Annotated in this window: 14 protein-coding genes; 6 read left to right on the forward strand and 8 right to left on the reverse strand. The window is 57.3% G+C overall.

Annotation, left to right across the window (positions count from 1 at the left end; genetic code table 11):
• Positions 1-552: 552 nt before the first annotated feature.
• From AAC060_RS04925 to AAC060_RS04940, 4 genes are all read right to left on the reverse strand, one after another.
• Positions 553-1017 (reverse strand): GreA/GreB family elongation factor, encoded by a 465-nt coding sequence (locus AAC060_RS04925; protein WP_339823512.1) that lies wholly within the window; start codon positions 1015-1017, stop codon positions 553-555.
• 3 nt (positions 1018-1020) lie between these two features.
• Positions 1021-1230, reverse strand: a complete 210-nt coding sequence (locus AAC060_RS04930) for a hypothetical protein (RefSeq protein WP_339823514.1) — start codon at positions 1228-1230, stop codon at positions 1021-1023.
• A 65-nt stretch (positions 1231-1295) separates the two neighbouring features.
• Positions 1296-1862 (reverse strand): DUF1993 domain-containing protein, encoded by a 567-nt coding sequence (locus tag AAC060_RS04935; protein ID WP_339823517.1) that lies wholly within the window; start codon positions 1860-1862, stop codon positions 1296-1298.
• Between the two features lie 145 nt (positions 1863-2007).
• Positions 2008-2679: an HAD-IB family phosphatase gene (locus tag AAC060_RS04940; RefSeq protein ID WP_339823520.1), complete on the reverse strand. Its 672-nt coding sequence runs from the start codon at positions 2677-2679 to the stop codon at positions 2008-2010.
• Between the two features lie 115 nt (positions 2680-2794).
• Between AAC060_RS04940 and AAC060_RS04945 the strand changes: the two genes are divergently transcribed.
• From AAC060_RS04945 to AAC060_RS04960, 4 genes are all read left to right on the forward strand, one after another.
• Positions 2795-3907 (forward strand): ABC transporter permease, encoded by a 1113-nt coding sequence (locus AAC060_RS04945; RefSeq protein ID WP_339823523.1) that lies wholly within the window; start codon positions 2795-2797, stop codon positions 3905-3907.
• Positions 3907-4722 (forward strand): ABC transporter ATP-binding protein, encoded by an 816-nt coding sequence (locus tag AAC060_RS04950; protein ID WP_339823526.1) that lies wholly within the window; start codon positions 3907-3909, stop codon positions 4720-4722. The genes AAC060_RS04945 and AAC060_RS04950 overlap by 1 nt, the downstream gene beginning before the upstream one ends.
• Positions 4723-4787: 65 nt before the next feature.
• Entirely contained in the window at positions 4788-5735 is a 948-nt protein-coding gene (locus tag AAC060_RS04955; protein WP_339823528.1) for an MlaD family protein, read from the forward strand.
• Between the two features lie 10 nt (positions 5736-5745).
• Complete coding sequence (locus AAC060_RS04960; protein ID WP_339823530.1) at positions 5746-6345, forward strand: ABC-type transport auxiliary lipoprotein family protein; 600 nt, start codon at positions 5746-5748, stop codon at positions 6343-6345.
• Between the two features lie 17 nt (positions 6346-6362).
• On the opposite strand, the gene AAC060_RS04965 is transcribed toward AAC060_RS04960, so the two are convergent.
• Both AAC060_RS04965 and lgt read right to left on the reverse strand, forming a co-directional pair.
• Positions 6363-7442, reverse strand: a complete 1080-nt coding sequence (locus tag AAC060_RS04965) for an SAM-dependent methyltransferase (protein ID WP_339823532.1) — start codon at positions 7440-7442, stop codon at positions 6363-6365.
• Positions 7435-8301, reverse strand: coding sequence for a prolipoprotein diacylglyceryl transferase (lgt, locus tag AAC060_RS04970; protein ID WP_339823533.1), 867 nt, complete (start codon positions 8299-8301; stop codon positions 7435-7437). Before lgt ends, AAC060_RS04965 begins: the two co-directional genes overlap by 8 nt.
• A 79-nt stretch (positions 8302-8380) precedes the next feature.
• Between lgt and AAC060_RS04975 the strand changes: the two genes are divergently transcribed.
• Positions 8381-10090, forward strand: a complete 1710-nt coding sequence (locus AAC060_RS04975; protein WP_339823535.1) for a class I adenylate-forming enzyme family protein — start codon at positions 8381-8383, stop codon at positions 10088-10090.
• The gene (locus tag AAC060_RS04980; protein WP_339823538.1) at positions 10087-12867 is read left to right on the forward strand and encodes a [protein-PII] uridylyltransferase; all 2781 of its coding nucleotides are present in this window, start codon (positions 10087-10089) and stop codon (positions 12865-12867) included. The genes AAC060_RS04975 and AAC060_RS04980 overlap by 4 nt, the downstream gene beginning before the upstream one ends.
• Here the strand turns inward: AAC060_RS04980 and AAC060_RS04985 are convergent.
• Both AAC060_RS04985 and AAC060_RS04990 read right to left on the reverse strand, forming a co-directional pair.
• Positions 12864-13388 carry a YceD family protein gene (locus tag AAC060_RS04985; RefSeq protein WP_339823540.1) on the reverse strand — a complete coding sequence of 175 codons (525 nt, stop codon included), beginning with the start codon at positions 13386-13388 and terminating at the stop codon, positions 12864-12866. The two genes, AAC060_RS04980 and AAC060_RS04985, sit on opposite strands and share 4 nt — an antisense overlap.
• On the reverse strand, positions 13388-13921 hold the full coding sequence (locus AAC060_RS04990) for a ubiquinol-cytochrome C chaperone family protein (RefSeq protein WP_339823543.1): 534 nt from the start codon (positions 13919-13921) through the stop codon (positions 13388-13390). The genes AAC060_RS04985 and AAC060_RS04990 overlap by 1 nt, the downstream gene beginning before the upstream one ends.
• Positions 13922-14041: the final 120 nt, after the last annotated feature.

Raw genomic sequence — 14041 nt, forward strand, 5'->3', positions numbered from 1 at the left:
GCGCGGGAAAGCAGGAAAGATATTGCCACAGCCATCGCAGTGCCGCGCTAGGCATCACCGACAATTCGGCGGGCATGTCTAACGGCGTCGAAGACCCGGATGCACTGATATTGCCGGTCTGGGATTCCGGTGTCACAGGCCAGGGTTAATAAGGGTGACGTCAGCCGACGGCCGCTGATGGCCTGATTTATCGAACTGCGGTTCCCGATTGCGCGAAGTTTCTCGTCCTGTGCCGTTGTCCTGGGAAGAGTTTGGCCTTTCCTACATCCAGGCTGGTCGCATATCCTGCCGAGCAGTTCGGGACAGGCTCTTTGACAATATGGATAATTCGTTGGCGACAGGGCAAGGCTCGCCGGCATCAGGCAACAGCACCTTGTCTGGCGCCCGTTTGAAAGGTCACACTCGGCGCTATGCTGTCGGGAGAAAAGGCCTGAGAATTCAGTGCTCTGGGGCTAAGGTTACAGAAAATAAAAGCAGGTCTATGTGTAAAGTTTAATTAGATGAGCCGCCGTGCCAGTTTGGATGGCTCTGACCAAAATATATAGCTTATTGCTACTGCATTACCTCGATCGACAGGATTTCAATCGCATCTTCGCGTCCGGCAAAGTCGCCGAGGTCTCCGAGCTCCAGTCCCATCAGCGCCCGGCTGATCGGAGCGGAGAATGAAACCAGCGCGCTCGCCGGATCGGCTTCATCATCGCCGACAAGCGAGAGCGTTTTTTCATTGCCGTTGAGCAGAAAAGTAACCGTGGTGCCGAATTCGACCTTTGCGCCGCTCGGTACCGGCGGTTGCTCCGCGGTCGATTGTCGGGTGTTCCAGTAGCGAAGGTCACGCTGGGCGATCTTGAGCGCGACCTCGTCGGTCAGCGCAGCGACCTTTGCCTGCAATTCGGCTACACGGTCCTTGATCAGCTGCAGGCCGCGGGCGGTGACCAGATTGGGGCCGACAGGGATTGGATGCTCGAACTTGGGTTCGAGATGCTCGTCATCACCTTCTCTGCGGAAAGCAACGCTCATCGATCAGGTCTTGGGTGTCTTGGGCGTAACCCAGATCGAAACCGGCGCGATGAACTTGCCGTGCGCGGGCGTGCCGACATCGATCCGCTCGGCGGTGACCAGTTCACCGCTCTCGAGGCTGAAAGAGGCCCAGGGTTTGGGCATGCGGCCAAAGGTCATTTTCTGGATCGGCTGACCGGTGGTGCTGTTCATGATGGTTGCGATAATAGCCATGCCGCGCCGCTTGCGATGGATGCGCCGGACTGTCAACTATATGGTGACGCCGTGCAGCCCAATCATCAGCCCTTTGGTATCGTATCAGCCCGAATATAGGGAAACATGTGCGGAATATAATCGGCTTTGCCCAGTTCGACCCTCTCGCTCCGCAATATCGCATAGGCGGTCATGATGTGGAAATAGAACTGGCCGAGCGTCCAGTCGCGAGCATATTGCTCCGCGGTGAGATCAAACACCATGCCATTGGGAAGTTCGTGCGCAATAGGGTCGCCCGGGTCCTTATCGAGAGCGTCCGGGTTCAGGGCCTCCAGCAGTGCGATGGTCTCCTCGATCCGCGCCTTTGCTTCCGCGAACGAACCGGGCTGCTCTCCCGCATTGCGCCCTTCATCGACAAGTTCGCCGAGCGACGCGGGGAAGGATTTTCCTTGCAGCCGGAACACCGCTTCCTGCGCTTGTACACAGGCAAAGCGAATCTGGGTGGACAGGGGGAACATGTCGGGCGCGAGGCGCGCAGATAGCAACGCTTCCGAATCAGTATCGGGAAACTGGGGCTGAGCCTTGTCGAGCCACCCGGCGAGCGCTTTGAGCATTTGTGTATAAGTCGGTACAAGCAGCTTCGTGAATGACATGTCTTTTTATCTCCGGCGTGGAATTGGTGGCTGGCAATCCGGTCCATTTGATTCATCGCCGTTCGGCTGTCCACAAAAATCAGATTGGCGGACATTGCTCAACAAGTCGCAGGCCCTTGGTTCAAGGCACCCTGTCGCTTTCGGGTCAGCGCCAGTCGACAATTTTCCAGCCGCGCGTCTCCGCCAGACGGCGCAATTTGAGGGTCGGCGTTGTCGCGATTGCCTCGTCGGCAAATTCCAGCATCGCCTGATCGCTGACATGGTCGGAATAGGCGCGAACATGGATTTCAGGACGCTGCCAGCCCTGCTTGGCAAACAGCGCTTCGATCCGAACTATCTTGGCATCATCATAGCAATTCTCGCCGATGATCTGCGGCAGTACGCGGCCTTCGCCGTCGACCGTCAGTTGCGTACCGATCAGATGATCAAAGCCAAGGCGGCGGGCGATGGCTTTGGCATAAAGTTCATAAGATGCCGTCACCAGCACCAATATCCGCCCGTCAGCACGATCTACTTCGACCTGATCAATCGCTTTCCGGTGGCGATTGGATTGCAGGACCTTGTCCGCGAACCTCTCGATATGCGGTTGCAGGGCCGAAAGCTTGGGGCCGCTGCCGAGCAACATCCGCTGGTTAAAGGTTTTCAATTGCCCGCGGCTGATCAGCTTGAGCCCGTAAGCGGCGAAGGCAAAGGGCAGGAGCGGCAGGAATATCAGACGCCACGGCGCTCTGGCAAAGACCATATGGAACAGGAACGGCGTATAGGTTCCGCGCACGGTGATTGTGCGGTCCATGTCGTAAAGTGATATTTTCTGCATGCCGTCCGGAAATTCCTGTTCGCGCCGTCCTTAGCAGTCAGGCTGTGAAAGCACCAAATATTTGAGCAGTTTAATCTCTTGAGCTTTGTCGCAATTTCGGTCACCTATAGACGCGATGTCGATACCCAGCGATTTTGTCGAAGAGACAGCCGAAGATGGTGCGGTTACGCTGCATTTTTCGGGCGACCTTTCGATAGCCAGCGTGGGCGACTTGCCGGAACGTTTGCGCGCCTATGCGGGCGAAGCGACGCGGCTGGATATTTCCGGTACAGGCTATGTTGATACGGTGGGTGCCTGGCTGGTTCACAGGACAGCGCGGGATAGCGGAGCCGAGATTGTCGGCGCGAGCGATGATGCGCAGCGGCTGATAGCGGCGGTCGCCGGTGCCGATCAACCAACCGATATTCGGCCAGAGCCGCTCAACCCGGTCATCCGCGTGATCAGCGAAGTCGGTGAGGCAACAACCGTTGCCTTTACGACATTAAGCGGATTGGTCGGTTTTTTCGGTGCGATCATCATCGGTTTTATCCGATTGGTGCGGCATCCCGGCAGGATAAGATGGAATGCGGTAATCCAGCGGTTCGATGTTGTCGGCGTTCGCGCGCTCGGCATTGTCGGCCTGATGAGTTTTCTGATCGGGCTGGTGATCGCCCAGCAAGGGGCGGTCCAGCTGCGGCAGTTCGGCGCGGAGGTGTTCACCGTCAATCTGGTCGGGCGTCTGACGCTGCGCGAACTGGGCGTGCTGATGACCGCCATCATGGTGGCGGGGCGGTCCGGCTCGGCTTTTGCCGCGCAGATCGGTACGATGAAGCTGACCGAAGAAATTGACGCGATGCGGACGATTGGCGTGTCGCCGATCGAGGCGCTGGTGCTGCCGCGATTCCTCGCCGCCGTCTTCATGCTGCCTTTGCTCGGGTTCTACGCCTCGATCGTCGCGATAATCGGCGGCGGTCTGCTCAGCTGGGTCGAACTCGACATCCCGCCCGCCACTTTTTTCGCCCGCATCCGCGAGGTGGTTCCTTTGACCGACGTCTATGTCGGGCTGGTGAAAGCCCCGGTTTTCGGAGCGGTTATTGCGGTGACCGGCTGTTATCAGGGTATGCAGGTCAAGGGCAATGCCGAGGATGTTGGCAAACGAACGACTGCTGCAGTCGTTCAGGCGATCTTCCTCGTCATCGTGCTCGACGCCTTTTTCGCGGTCTTCTTCAGCTGGATCGGGTGGAACTGATGCGCAAGTCAGAGACTATCGCTTATAATCCCGATTATGACGGTCCGATCATCAGCGTTCGCGGTCTTCGCAACAGCTTTGGCGAGCAGGTGGTTCACGACAATCTCGATCTGGATGTGCGTCGCGGGGAAATTATCGGCGTGGTGGGTGGGTCCGGTACCGGAAAATCGGTATTGATGCGCTCGATCATCGGGCTGCAGACCCCGAATGAGGGCGAGGTCGAGGTTTTTGGCCAGCATATATTGGGCAAGTCGGATGCCGAGACGATCGAAATTCGCAAGCGCTGGGGCGTGTTGTTTCAGGGCGGCGCACTATTTTCGACGCTGACCGTGGCGGAAAATGTGATGGTGCCGATCCGCGAATTCTATCCGGATATGGATCGGGACTTCCGGCGGGAAGTCGCTAAATATAAGGTCTGCCTTTCCGGACTGCCGCCCGATGCGGCGCCGAAATATCCTTCCCAATTATCGGGTGGAATGCGGAAACGGGCCGGCATCGCACGGGCGCTCGCGCTCGATCCCGAACTATTGTTTCTCGATGAACCGACCGCAGGGCTGGATCCGATTGGCGCGGCCGCGTTCGATAGCCTGACCAAGGAATTGCAACAGACTCTGGGGCTGACGGTGTTCCTGATCACCCATGATCTCGATACGCTGCACGCCATTTGTGACCGGGTCGCGGTGCTCGCCGACCAGCAGGTTATCGCCGTCGGTACAATCGATGAACTGCTGGCGCTCGACCATCCCTGGATACAGGAATATTTCAATGGCCCGCGGGGTCGGATGGCATCTGCCGGAAAAAAGATGTTAGGATGAGAATGATCAACCGGTTCAGAGAATTCTTGCAGCTGGCGAGACCGCTTGTCATAGAGGTGAAATAGATGGAAACGCGCTCCAATCATATCCTTGTCGGTGTCGTCACTTTGGTGATGCTGGCTCTTGTGGCCGCCTTTCTGGTGTGGATCGTCCGCTTTGGCGACGGTGCGACCAAGCAATATGATATTTTCTTCGCCCAGTCGGTCGGTGGACTGGCATCGGGAACCGGTGTTACTTTTGCCGGTGTGCCATCGGGGCAGGTGATCAAGGTCGAATTGTGGAAGAAGGACCCGAACTTCGTCCGTGTCCGCATTGCCGTCAGTGAGGATACGCCAATCCTCGAAGGCACCACCGCCACCATCCAGAGCGTGAGCTTCACCGCGCCTCCCAATATTCAACTCGACGGGGCAAAAAAGGGCGCGCCACCGATTACCGAAAAGGGACCCGAAGGGGTGCCGGTGATTCCGACCAAGCCGGGTGCGCTCGGCGAATTGCTGAACAGCGCTCCGCTGGTGGTGGAGCGTCTGGCAACGCTGACCGACCGGCTGACCTTGCTATTGTCGGATGACAATCAGAAATCGATCAGCGGCATATTGGCCAATACCGACAAGCTGACCGGCAGTCTGGCGAAACAGGCACCGGGTCTGGAAGCGCTGATGGAGGAATCACGGATTGCCATTCGCAATGCCGGTCAGACCGTCGAGAAGCTGGGCCTGGTGGCAGACAATACCAATGCTTTCCTGACCAATAACGGCGAGCCGGTAGCAAAAAACCTCGCTACGACATTGGATTCCGCCTCCAAGAGCCTCCTTGCTCTGGAAGGTGTATTGAAAAATGCACAGCCCGGTGCGGAGCGTTTCTCGAAAAAGACATTGCCGGAAATCGACCAGTTGGTCGAGGATATGCAGGCACTGACCAAATCCATGACCAAGGTGACCGAGCGGCTGGATCAGGGCGGGGCCGGGTCATTATTGTCAGCGCCAGCGCTGCCTGACTATGAGCCTGGACAATGAAGGGGCCGATATGATGAGCAAGTTTCGATTTTTGAAAGCCGTCGGTCTGCTGGCCGCCACTGCCGCGCTGAGCGCCTGCGTCAGCTTCGGTGGCGCTGAACCACCACCGTCGCTGTTGTCGTTGTCTCCCGACCAGAAATTGGCGGCCGGAGCTATGCGGAGTGGACCGCAGACAGGTTCGTTGGTTGTCGCGTTGCCCGCTGCTCCGCAAAAGCTGAATACTATCCGGGTTCCGGTTCAGACCACTGGCACGGGCATTGCCTATTTGAAAGATGCCGTCTGGGTCGACAAGCCGGCGCGCCTGTTTCAGGATCTGCTCAGCGAGACTATTGCGGCAAAAAACAACCGGCTGGTGCTGACAGCAACGGAAGCGGGCGGTAACGCGCAAACCTATATCACTGGCGAACTGGTCGATTTCGGACTTCACGGCCCCAGTCTGACGGTCACCGTCACCTATGATGCGGTGAAAATGGTCACGGACAAGCCGGTCGAGAAAAAGCGTTTCCAGGCCAGTGAAAAGGTCTTTGCGGCCGAACCACTTCCCGTGGGAGAAGGCCTGAACAAGGCGGCCAATACAGTGGCTGCCGAAGTCGCCGCATGGGTTGGCTAACAGTCTAGCAAAGTCCGCTATTCCTCGCCGTAGCTGAAACCTTCGGGTTCCGGCCAGTCGATCGGGGTTGCCGCCATCACCCGGAAGAGGCAGCCCATCTCGTCTGCATGGGTGAGCCGCTGATGCGCCGCGCGGATATTATCTGCCTGTTTCGGCGTCGCGTTGATCAAGGCCTTTGCGCGCTGATCGATCCCGAGCGACTTCAGCCACTGGCCCTGTTCGGCGGGGCCATGCACCGCCAACAGCCGCGTCCGCGCGATATTCGCCAAAGTGTGAAAATCGACATGGGCGGTGAGATCGGATGTTCCCGGACTGTCAAACGGGCTGATCGGCATATGATCCTTCACCGCCTGTAACGTGCTACCGGTTCCGGGCCGCGTATAGCCATAGTCGATGATCAGCAGCGTGCCGCCCTGTTTGGCGAGACGACTGGCAAGATGGCCGGCCAGTTCGACGCTGACCGGAGAGCGTTCCAATATCGTGCCATCCGGAAAGCCGCTCATGCTGCCGCCGATCCGGTCCTCCGCCACTTCGTCACTCGGAATAGCGACAAATTTGCTGCGGTCGCGCGCGACCATCTGCCGCCGCCAGCCTCCGGTGGTCGCGACAAATTGCTCGATTGGCAGAGCGTCGAAAAATTCATTGGCGACAACTAGCAACGGCCCTTCGTCCGGCAGGCTTGCTATGTCGTCATGCCATATTGCTTCGGGATGCAGCTGCGCCTGTTTGGCTTTAAGGACCGGACTGGTCTCGACGAAATGGACGGTTGGCGAGCAGCCGAATTTGGCGAGGGAGCGTAGCGCGTCACTGGCCAATGTGCCGCGGCCGGGGCCGAGTTCGACATAATGGCAATGATCGGGCGACCCTTTGCGCAGCCATAGATCGGCCAGCCAGATACCGACGATTTCGCCGAACATCTGGCTGATTTCCGGTGCGGTAACAAAGTCACCCCCTTCGCCCAAAGGGTCCTTGCTGGCATAATAATAGTCATTGGCAATTGCCATATAGTCGCCGAGCGGGATCGGACCTTCGCGGTCGATCCGGTCGGCGATTATATGCGCTGCACTGGGAGGGTCCGTTTTGATGCCGTCAGGCAACGCTCTTGTCTCCGGCCACCGCTTCGATACGAGCGCGCCTGCTCTTAGCGGTAAAGACCAGCCAGGCACCAAGCAATATCATCGGTACCGTCAGCCATTGGCCCATGCTGAAGCCCGATTGCTCGACCAGCCAGGTAAGCTGGGCATCGGGTTGACGGAAGAATTCGACGGTGAACCGGCTGAAGCCGTAGACCAGCAGTCCGGTACCAAGCAGCTTGCCCGGCTGATAGCGGGCATCTGTCTTCCAGAACAGCAGCGAGAGGATGATGAAATAAAGGAGGCCTTCGAGGCCTGCTTCGTAGAGTTGGCTGGGATGGCGTGCGACTTCGCCGCCCATCGGGAAGATAATCGCCCAGGATACGTCTGTTTGCCGTCCCCACAGCTCGCCGTTGACGAAATTGGCGAGTCGCCCGAAGAACAGGCCGAAGGGGATGACGCAGGCGATATAATCGCACATCCGCAGAAAATTAAGCTTCTCGCGCCGTGCGCTCCACCACAAGGCGAGCACGACGCCGATCGTTCCGCCGTGCAGCGACATGCCGCCTTTCCAGACCTCGAATATTCTGATCGGCTCTTGCAGGATTTCGGGAGCGTAGAAAAACACATAGCCCAATCGGCCGCCGACGATGATCCCGAGCGTCGCCCAGAAGATCAGGTCATCGGCATGGCGACGGGCCATTGGCGAGCCCGGCTGGGCCACCAATTTGCTCAGATACCAGTAACCGATCAATATCCCGGCAAGATAGGCAAGCGAATACCATTTGAGCTGGAAAAAGCCGAGATCGAGTGCGTTGGGAGACAGGCCAAGCTCCTCAAAGCGCGTAAACTGTGCCGCATTGGCCAATATAATATCAATCAACTCTTTTCCCCGCGTGGTTTCCTGTCCATATAAAGGGAAATTCCCCTTTACCAAGAGGGAACAACGGGAGACTAGAATAATGGCGATCTCTGAACTGGACCTGGCAATCGATAAAACGATGGCAGCGCTGACTCAACCTGGTCAAATGCTGGAACTCGACACGATCAATAAATTCGGTGTCGACATGCCGGTGTTCAAGAATGCGCCGCAGAATGTCGCGGATTATCTTGCCTATTTTTCGCACCAGAATGCCGACAAGGAATTTCTGGTCGATGGTGATATCCGCCTGACCTTTGGCGAAGCCTATGCCGCCGCGCGTGTTTTGGCTGGCGGGCTGGTCGAAGGCTATGGCGTTCAGAAAGGCGACCGGATCGGTATTGCCGCGCGCAATTCGGCAAACTGGATCATCCTCGACATGGCGATCACGATAGCGGGCGGCGTTTCGACCAAGCTCAACGGCTGGTGGCAGGGCGATGAACTGGCGGACGGCATTGAGGATGTTGGCTGTCGCTATGTCTTTGCCGACTATCAGCGGGCCCAGCGTCTGGTCGAATCGAAACGCAACCACGGTGCCGAACTCCTGGTCTTCGAACATGACAAATTGCCTCTCGAAGGGCTGAAAGTCATGCTGGAAAAAGGTGGTGGTGCGGAGACGCCGATGCCGCAAATCGGACCCGAAGACAATGCGACGATATTATTCACCTCCGGTTCCACCGGTCGCTCCAAGGGTGCCTATGCCGAACATCGCTCGGTGGTACAGGGTGCCATGAGCTATGTCGGCACGGTACTGGTGCTGGTGCAAATGATGACCGCAGCCGGTACGATGCCGGAAGGGCAGCCGACCGCGATGGTCTGCGTGCCGTTGTTCCATGTCACCGCTTCGGTGCCGCTTGTGCTGGTCAGCTACGCGATCGGTCGTAAACTGGTGTTCCTCAACAAATGGGATGCCGAAGAGGCGATGCGGCTGATTGAGAAGGAACGGGTTACCTATTTTGTCGGCGTCCCGCTTATGAGCATGGAAATCTATTCGCATCCGCATCTCGACAAATATGATCTCAGCAGCTGCGTCACCATGGCCGCAGGCGGTGCGCCGCGTCCGGTCGAGCATGTTCGGCGGATCAAGGAGAAAATGGGCGATGGTTTCCCGGTGATTGGTTATGGCCTGACAGAAACCAATGGCGTTGGCTGTTCCAACCAGAATGAGAATTATCTCGCAAAACCGGACAGTACCGGTCGGGCAACCCCGCCGATTGTCGATGTCGCGATCCTTGATGATGATGGCAACAAGGTGCCGCAGGGCGAGCGCGGCGAAGTCTGTATCCGCACCGCTGCCAATTTCACCGGCTACTGGAACAATGAAGAGGCCACCCGGGATGCTTTCACCGACGACGGCTATTTCCGCACCGGTGATATCGGCTATCTTGATCCCGAATCCTATCTCTACATTGTCGACCGCAAGAAGGAGATCATCATCCGTGGCGGAGAGAATATCAGCTGTCAGGAAGTGGAAGCGGCGGTCTATGCAAATCCGGCGGTTGCGGAAGCCTGTATTTTTGGCGTTCCCGATGAACGGTTCGGGGAAGTGCCGGCACTGGTCTATCACACCAAGGAAGGCCATAGCCTGACCGACGAGGAACTGCTGGAAACGCTCAAGCACCAGTTGGCACCCTATAAAATGCCGGTACATGTCTGGCAATATGACGAACCGTTGCCGAAACTCGGCACGGCAAAAATCGCCAAAATCGTGCTTGCGAAAAAGCATCGTGACGAGCTGGCAGCGACTGGATGAATATACGCACCGATATTCCAGCTGCGCCGGCGAACCCGGGGACGCGGATCGTCCGGCAGCGGGATATTATCAATCGCCGGGCGTTGGCTGAAAAGATTGAGGAGCTGATTGCCGAATATGGCATGCCCGGCGCGCGGGCAAAGATTCTCCCTATCCTGCAGGACGCGCTCGCGAATGGCCGGGCGGAGATTAGCAAGCGCCTGCTGAAGAAGCCGTCTGCCGGCCATGAAATGGCCGCAGCCCAGTCGTTTCTGGTCGATCAGCTAGTACGGCTCATTCACGATATCGCGGTGCAACATCAATACCCGGTCAACAATCCGTCATCGGGTGAACGCATCGCGGTGATGGCAGTCGGCGGCTATGGGCGTGGTGAAATGGCACCGCATAGCGATGTCGATATTGCGTTTCTGACGCCGCACAAGACCACCAGCTGGACCGAACAGGCGGTCGAGGCGATGCTGTACTGGCTCTGGGACCTCGGGTTGAAGGTCGGGCAAAGCAGCCGTTCGATCGACGAAATGGTGCGCATGGCCAAAGGCGATCTTTCGATCCGGACCGCGTTGCTCGAAGGTCGCTATATCTGGGGCGATACCGGCGTTTACGAAGACGCGAAGCAGCGTTTTTTCAACGAGGTCGTTGCTGGCACCGACAGCACATTTGTCGCGGAGAAACTGGCCGAACGGGATGTCCGGCACATGAAAATGGGCGACAGCCGCTATGTCGTCGAGCCCAATGTCAAAGAAGGCAAGGGGGGCATGCGCGACCTGCAAACCCTCTACTGGATCGGCAAATATATCCACCGGGTAGCGTCGGCGGAGGATCTCGTCGATGTCGGTCTGTTGACCGCAGACGAATTCAAGCGTTTTCGCAAGGCAGCCAACTTTCTCTGGGCAGTCCGCTGTCACATGCATGATATCACCGGTCGCGCCGAGGACCGGCTGACGTTTGACCTGCAGCCCGAGGTCGCCCGGCGGATGCACTTTGCCGATCGGCCCGGTAAATCCTCGGTCGAGCGGTTCATGCAATATTATTTCCTGAACGCAAAAGTCGTCGGTAACCTGACGGGTGTGTTCCTCGCCCATCTCGACGAAACCCATAATGCAGGGGTCCGCCGGTTTTTGCCTTCGATGACTCGCAAACCGAAAAAGCTGAAGGGCTTCGTCCTCGATCGCGGCCGGCTGGCTTTGCCCGACGAGCAATTTTTCGAACAAGACCCTGTCCGGCTGTTGGAAATCTTCTGGCTGGCTGACAAGCACGGGCTGGAAATCCATCCCATGGCGATGCGGGCAGCGCGGCGGGATGCCAAGCTGATCGACAACAAGATTCGCAAGGATGCCCGGGCCAATAAGCTGTTTCTGGATGTGCTCTGTTCTCCGCGTGATCCGGAACTGGTGCTGCGCTGGATGAACGAGGCGGCGATTTTCGGCCGTTTCATCCCGGATTTTGGCCGGGTTGTGGCGCAGATGCAGTTCGACATGTATCATCATTATACCGTCGACGAGCATACGATCCGCGCAATTGGCCTGCTCGCAAGGATCGGCAAAGGTGATCTGGTCGACGACCATCCAAACAGCACCGCGACCATGGCAAAATTGCAAAACCGGAGGGTGTTGTTCGTCGCTACCTTGCTACATGATATTGCCAAGGGACGCGGCGGCGACCACAGTGTCCTGGGTGCGGAAGTGGCGATGAAACTCTGTCCACGACTGGGTCTGAAGCCGCATGAGACCGAACTGGTCGCGTGGCTGGTCCGCAATCACCTGCTGATGTCGGCGGTGGCTTTCAAGCGCGATCTCTCCGATTTCAAGACCATTCAGGATTTTGCCAGCAAGGTAAAAAGCGTCGAGCGTCTGCGCCAGCTCACTGTGCTGACCGTCGTCGATATTCGTGCAGTTGGACCGGGAGTGTGGAACAGCTGGAAACGGCAGTTGCTGACTGACCTGTTTGAAGCGGCGCAGGAGATGCTGTTGCTCGGTCACAAACAGCGCGGTCGCAAGGAACGGATTGACGAGAAAAAGGCCGTTCTGGCCGAGGCGCTGAATCTGCCGGACGCCGACTTCAAGAAATTGGCAAAGCGGTTCCCCGATCCGTACTGGATCGCCGAACCTGATGATATTATTGCACAAAATGCGCAGCTTGTGCTTGATGCCGAGGATACCGATCTGGCGATTTTTGCCGATATCTATGCTGAACGCGGTGCCACTTTGATCACTGTCTATGCCGCTGATCATCCGGGATTATTCTATCGGATTGCCGGGGGTATTCATGTCTCTGGCGGCAATATCATCGATGCGCGCATTCACACCACCCGTGACGGCATGGCACTGGATAATTTCCTTGTTCAGGATGCGCACGGAAAGCCTTTTTCCGAAAAGGCTCAGCTGGACCGGCTCAAGGAAGCGGTCGAGGATGCTCTGGCCAACCGGTCGAAGCTCTCGACCAAACTCGAGGCCCGACCGCTCACCCATTCACGGGCAGGCGCCTTCGCCATCACGCCATTTGCGCTGGTCGACAATGATGCGTCCAACCGGTTTACCGTGGTGGAAGTCAACGCGCAGGACCGTCCGGCCTTGCTCAATGCGTTGGCTTATGCCCTGTTCGAATCGAAAGTGACTGTGCACAGCGCGCATATCGCCACCTACGGCGAACGCGCGGTGGACACATTTTACATCACCGATTTACTGGGCGGCAAGATAACCAGCAAGCAACGGCTAAACGGGTTGCAAAAACGCCTGACCAACGCTGCGGCGGCCAAGGTCGACGAGAAAGCTGCCTAGCCCAGCTTGTCTTTCAACGCCGCCAGAGCACCAAAGGGACCGGCTTCCGCTTCGGATTTAAGCCCTTTCTTGCGGGCAACCTCATCGGCATTGGGGCCGCGCGGAAACGGATCGAGCGAAAGATAGAGCGTTTGCGCAATGGCTTCGCCGAGATCGACCTGCGCCTGCTCATATTCGACGATGTCGCATTCGTCCTCGGTCAGTTCGATCTCTTCCTCAAGCTGCTCCGGATCGGCCTTGGGTATGAACAATATATCGAATGTATCGCGGACCTGCACCGGGATGTCTTCACCGGTTATCGCGCAGCTCTGGAGCAAATCGGATTCGAGTTTTCCGGAAAAACCTATCCCGCGTTCGCCGCCCAGCAGTTTGTAGCTTGCCGTAAGGCTGGAAATTTTCGGCAAGTCGAATCTAAGTGCCAGAGCGCTTCGCTCTTCGGCGCTGGCCACGAGCTTGCCGGTCTTGGGCTTCGAGCCGATTTCGGACAGTTTGATGATGCAGGAAAATTCAGGCGCGTCCATTATACAACCGCTCCGCTGTCCGGGATGTTGCCCGCAATAATCTCGTCGGTTTTACAGGCTTCCAGTGCGGCATGATAAGTGGTGATTCTCTGCGCAATATAGCCCAGCGCTTCATCATCCGGTCTCTCGCCACGAAAAATATTGCGCAACAGCGCGTCTTGCAAGTCCGCGCCATTTTCCAGCGCTTCGCGATAGGCCCCGACCCGACCGCCCAGCGCACCCATCATCCGCCCGACATGCTTGCCGACCACCATCTCGCCAATCCCGATCTGCCGCAATTGTCCGTCCATGTCGGAAATAAAAATCTCGGTCAGCCATGCAATATCCTGACCTCGCTCCTCGTCTTTTTCCAGCCGGATCATGACCAGAGCAAATATCGCGGCAATCATGTCGAACCGGCCGTCGATACTATCCGGAACCTGGCCTTCCTCATACCAGGCTATCTGCCGTCCTTCGCGGACAATTGCCTCGTATAAGGGACGCATCCCGGCGTTGGATTTGTCTTTGGAAAATATCTTGCTGAAAAATGACATTGCTGGTTCCGCTGGTTGGATCGCAAGTTTATGGACGATCGGGTCGTTTGTTAAGTCTGGATACAGGGCATATTGATATTTATCGCCCGAGATGCAATGGGCGATGACGAGTCAGGCAAC

Origin of the sequence: uncultured Parasphingorhabdus sp., from assembly GCF_963975555.1 — a bacterium.
Taxonomy (GTDB): domain Bacteria; phylum Pseudomonadota; class Alphaproteobacteria; order Sphingomonadales; family Sphingomonadaceae; genus Parasphingorhabdus.

Bases quoted from the DNA above. Each gene is read 5' to 3' on its own strand.
- AAC060_RS04925 (WP_339823512.1), bottom strand. From the start codon at position 1,017: ATGAGCGTTGCTTTCCGCAGAGAAGGTGATGACGAGCATCTCGAACCC.
- AAC060_RS04930 (WP_339823514.1), bottom strand. From the start codon at position 1,230: ATGGCTATTATCGCAACCATCATGAACAGCACCACCGGTCAGCCGATC.
- AAC060_RS04935 (WP_339823517.1), bottom strand. From the start codon at position 1,862: ATGTCATTCACGAAGCTGCTTGTACCGACTTATACACAAATGCTCAAA.
- AAC060_RS04940 (WP_339823520.1), bottom strand. From the start codon at position 2,679: ATGCAGAAAATATCACTTTACGACATGGACCGCACAATCACCGTGCGC.
- AAC060_RS04945 (WP_339823523.1), top strand. From the start codon at position 2,795: ATGTCGATACCCAGCGATTTTGTCGAAGAGACAGCCGAAGATGGTGCG.
- AAC060_RS04950 (WP_339823526.1), top strand. From the start codon at position 3,907: ATGCGCAAGTCAGAGACTATCGCTTATAATCCCGATTATGACGGTCCG.
- AAC060_RS04955 (WP_339823528.1), top strand. From the start codon at position 4,788: ATGGAAACGCGCTCCAATCATATCCTTGTCGGTGTCGTCACTTTGGTG.
- AAC060_RS04960 (WP_339823530.1), top strand. From the start codon at position 5,746: ATGATGAGCAAGTTTCGATTTTTGAAAGCCGTCGGTCTGCTGGCCGCC.
- AAC060_RS04975 (WP_339823535.1), top strand. From the start codon at position 8,381: ATGGCGATCTCTGAACTGGACCTGGCAATCGATAAAACGATGGCAGCG.
- AAC060_RS04980 (WP_339823538.1), top strand. From the start codon at position 10,087: ATGAATATACGCACCGATATTCCAGCTGCGCCGGCGAACCCGGGGACG.
- AAC060_RS04985 (WP_339823540.1), bottom strand. From the start codon at position 13,388: ATGGACGCGCCTGAATTTTCCTGCATCATCAAACTGTCCGAAATCGGC.
- AAC060_RS04990 (WP_339823543.1), bottom strand. From the start codon at position 13,921: ATGTCATTTTTCAGCAAGATATTTTCCAAAGACAAATCCAACGCCGGG.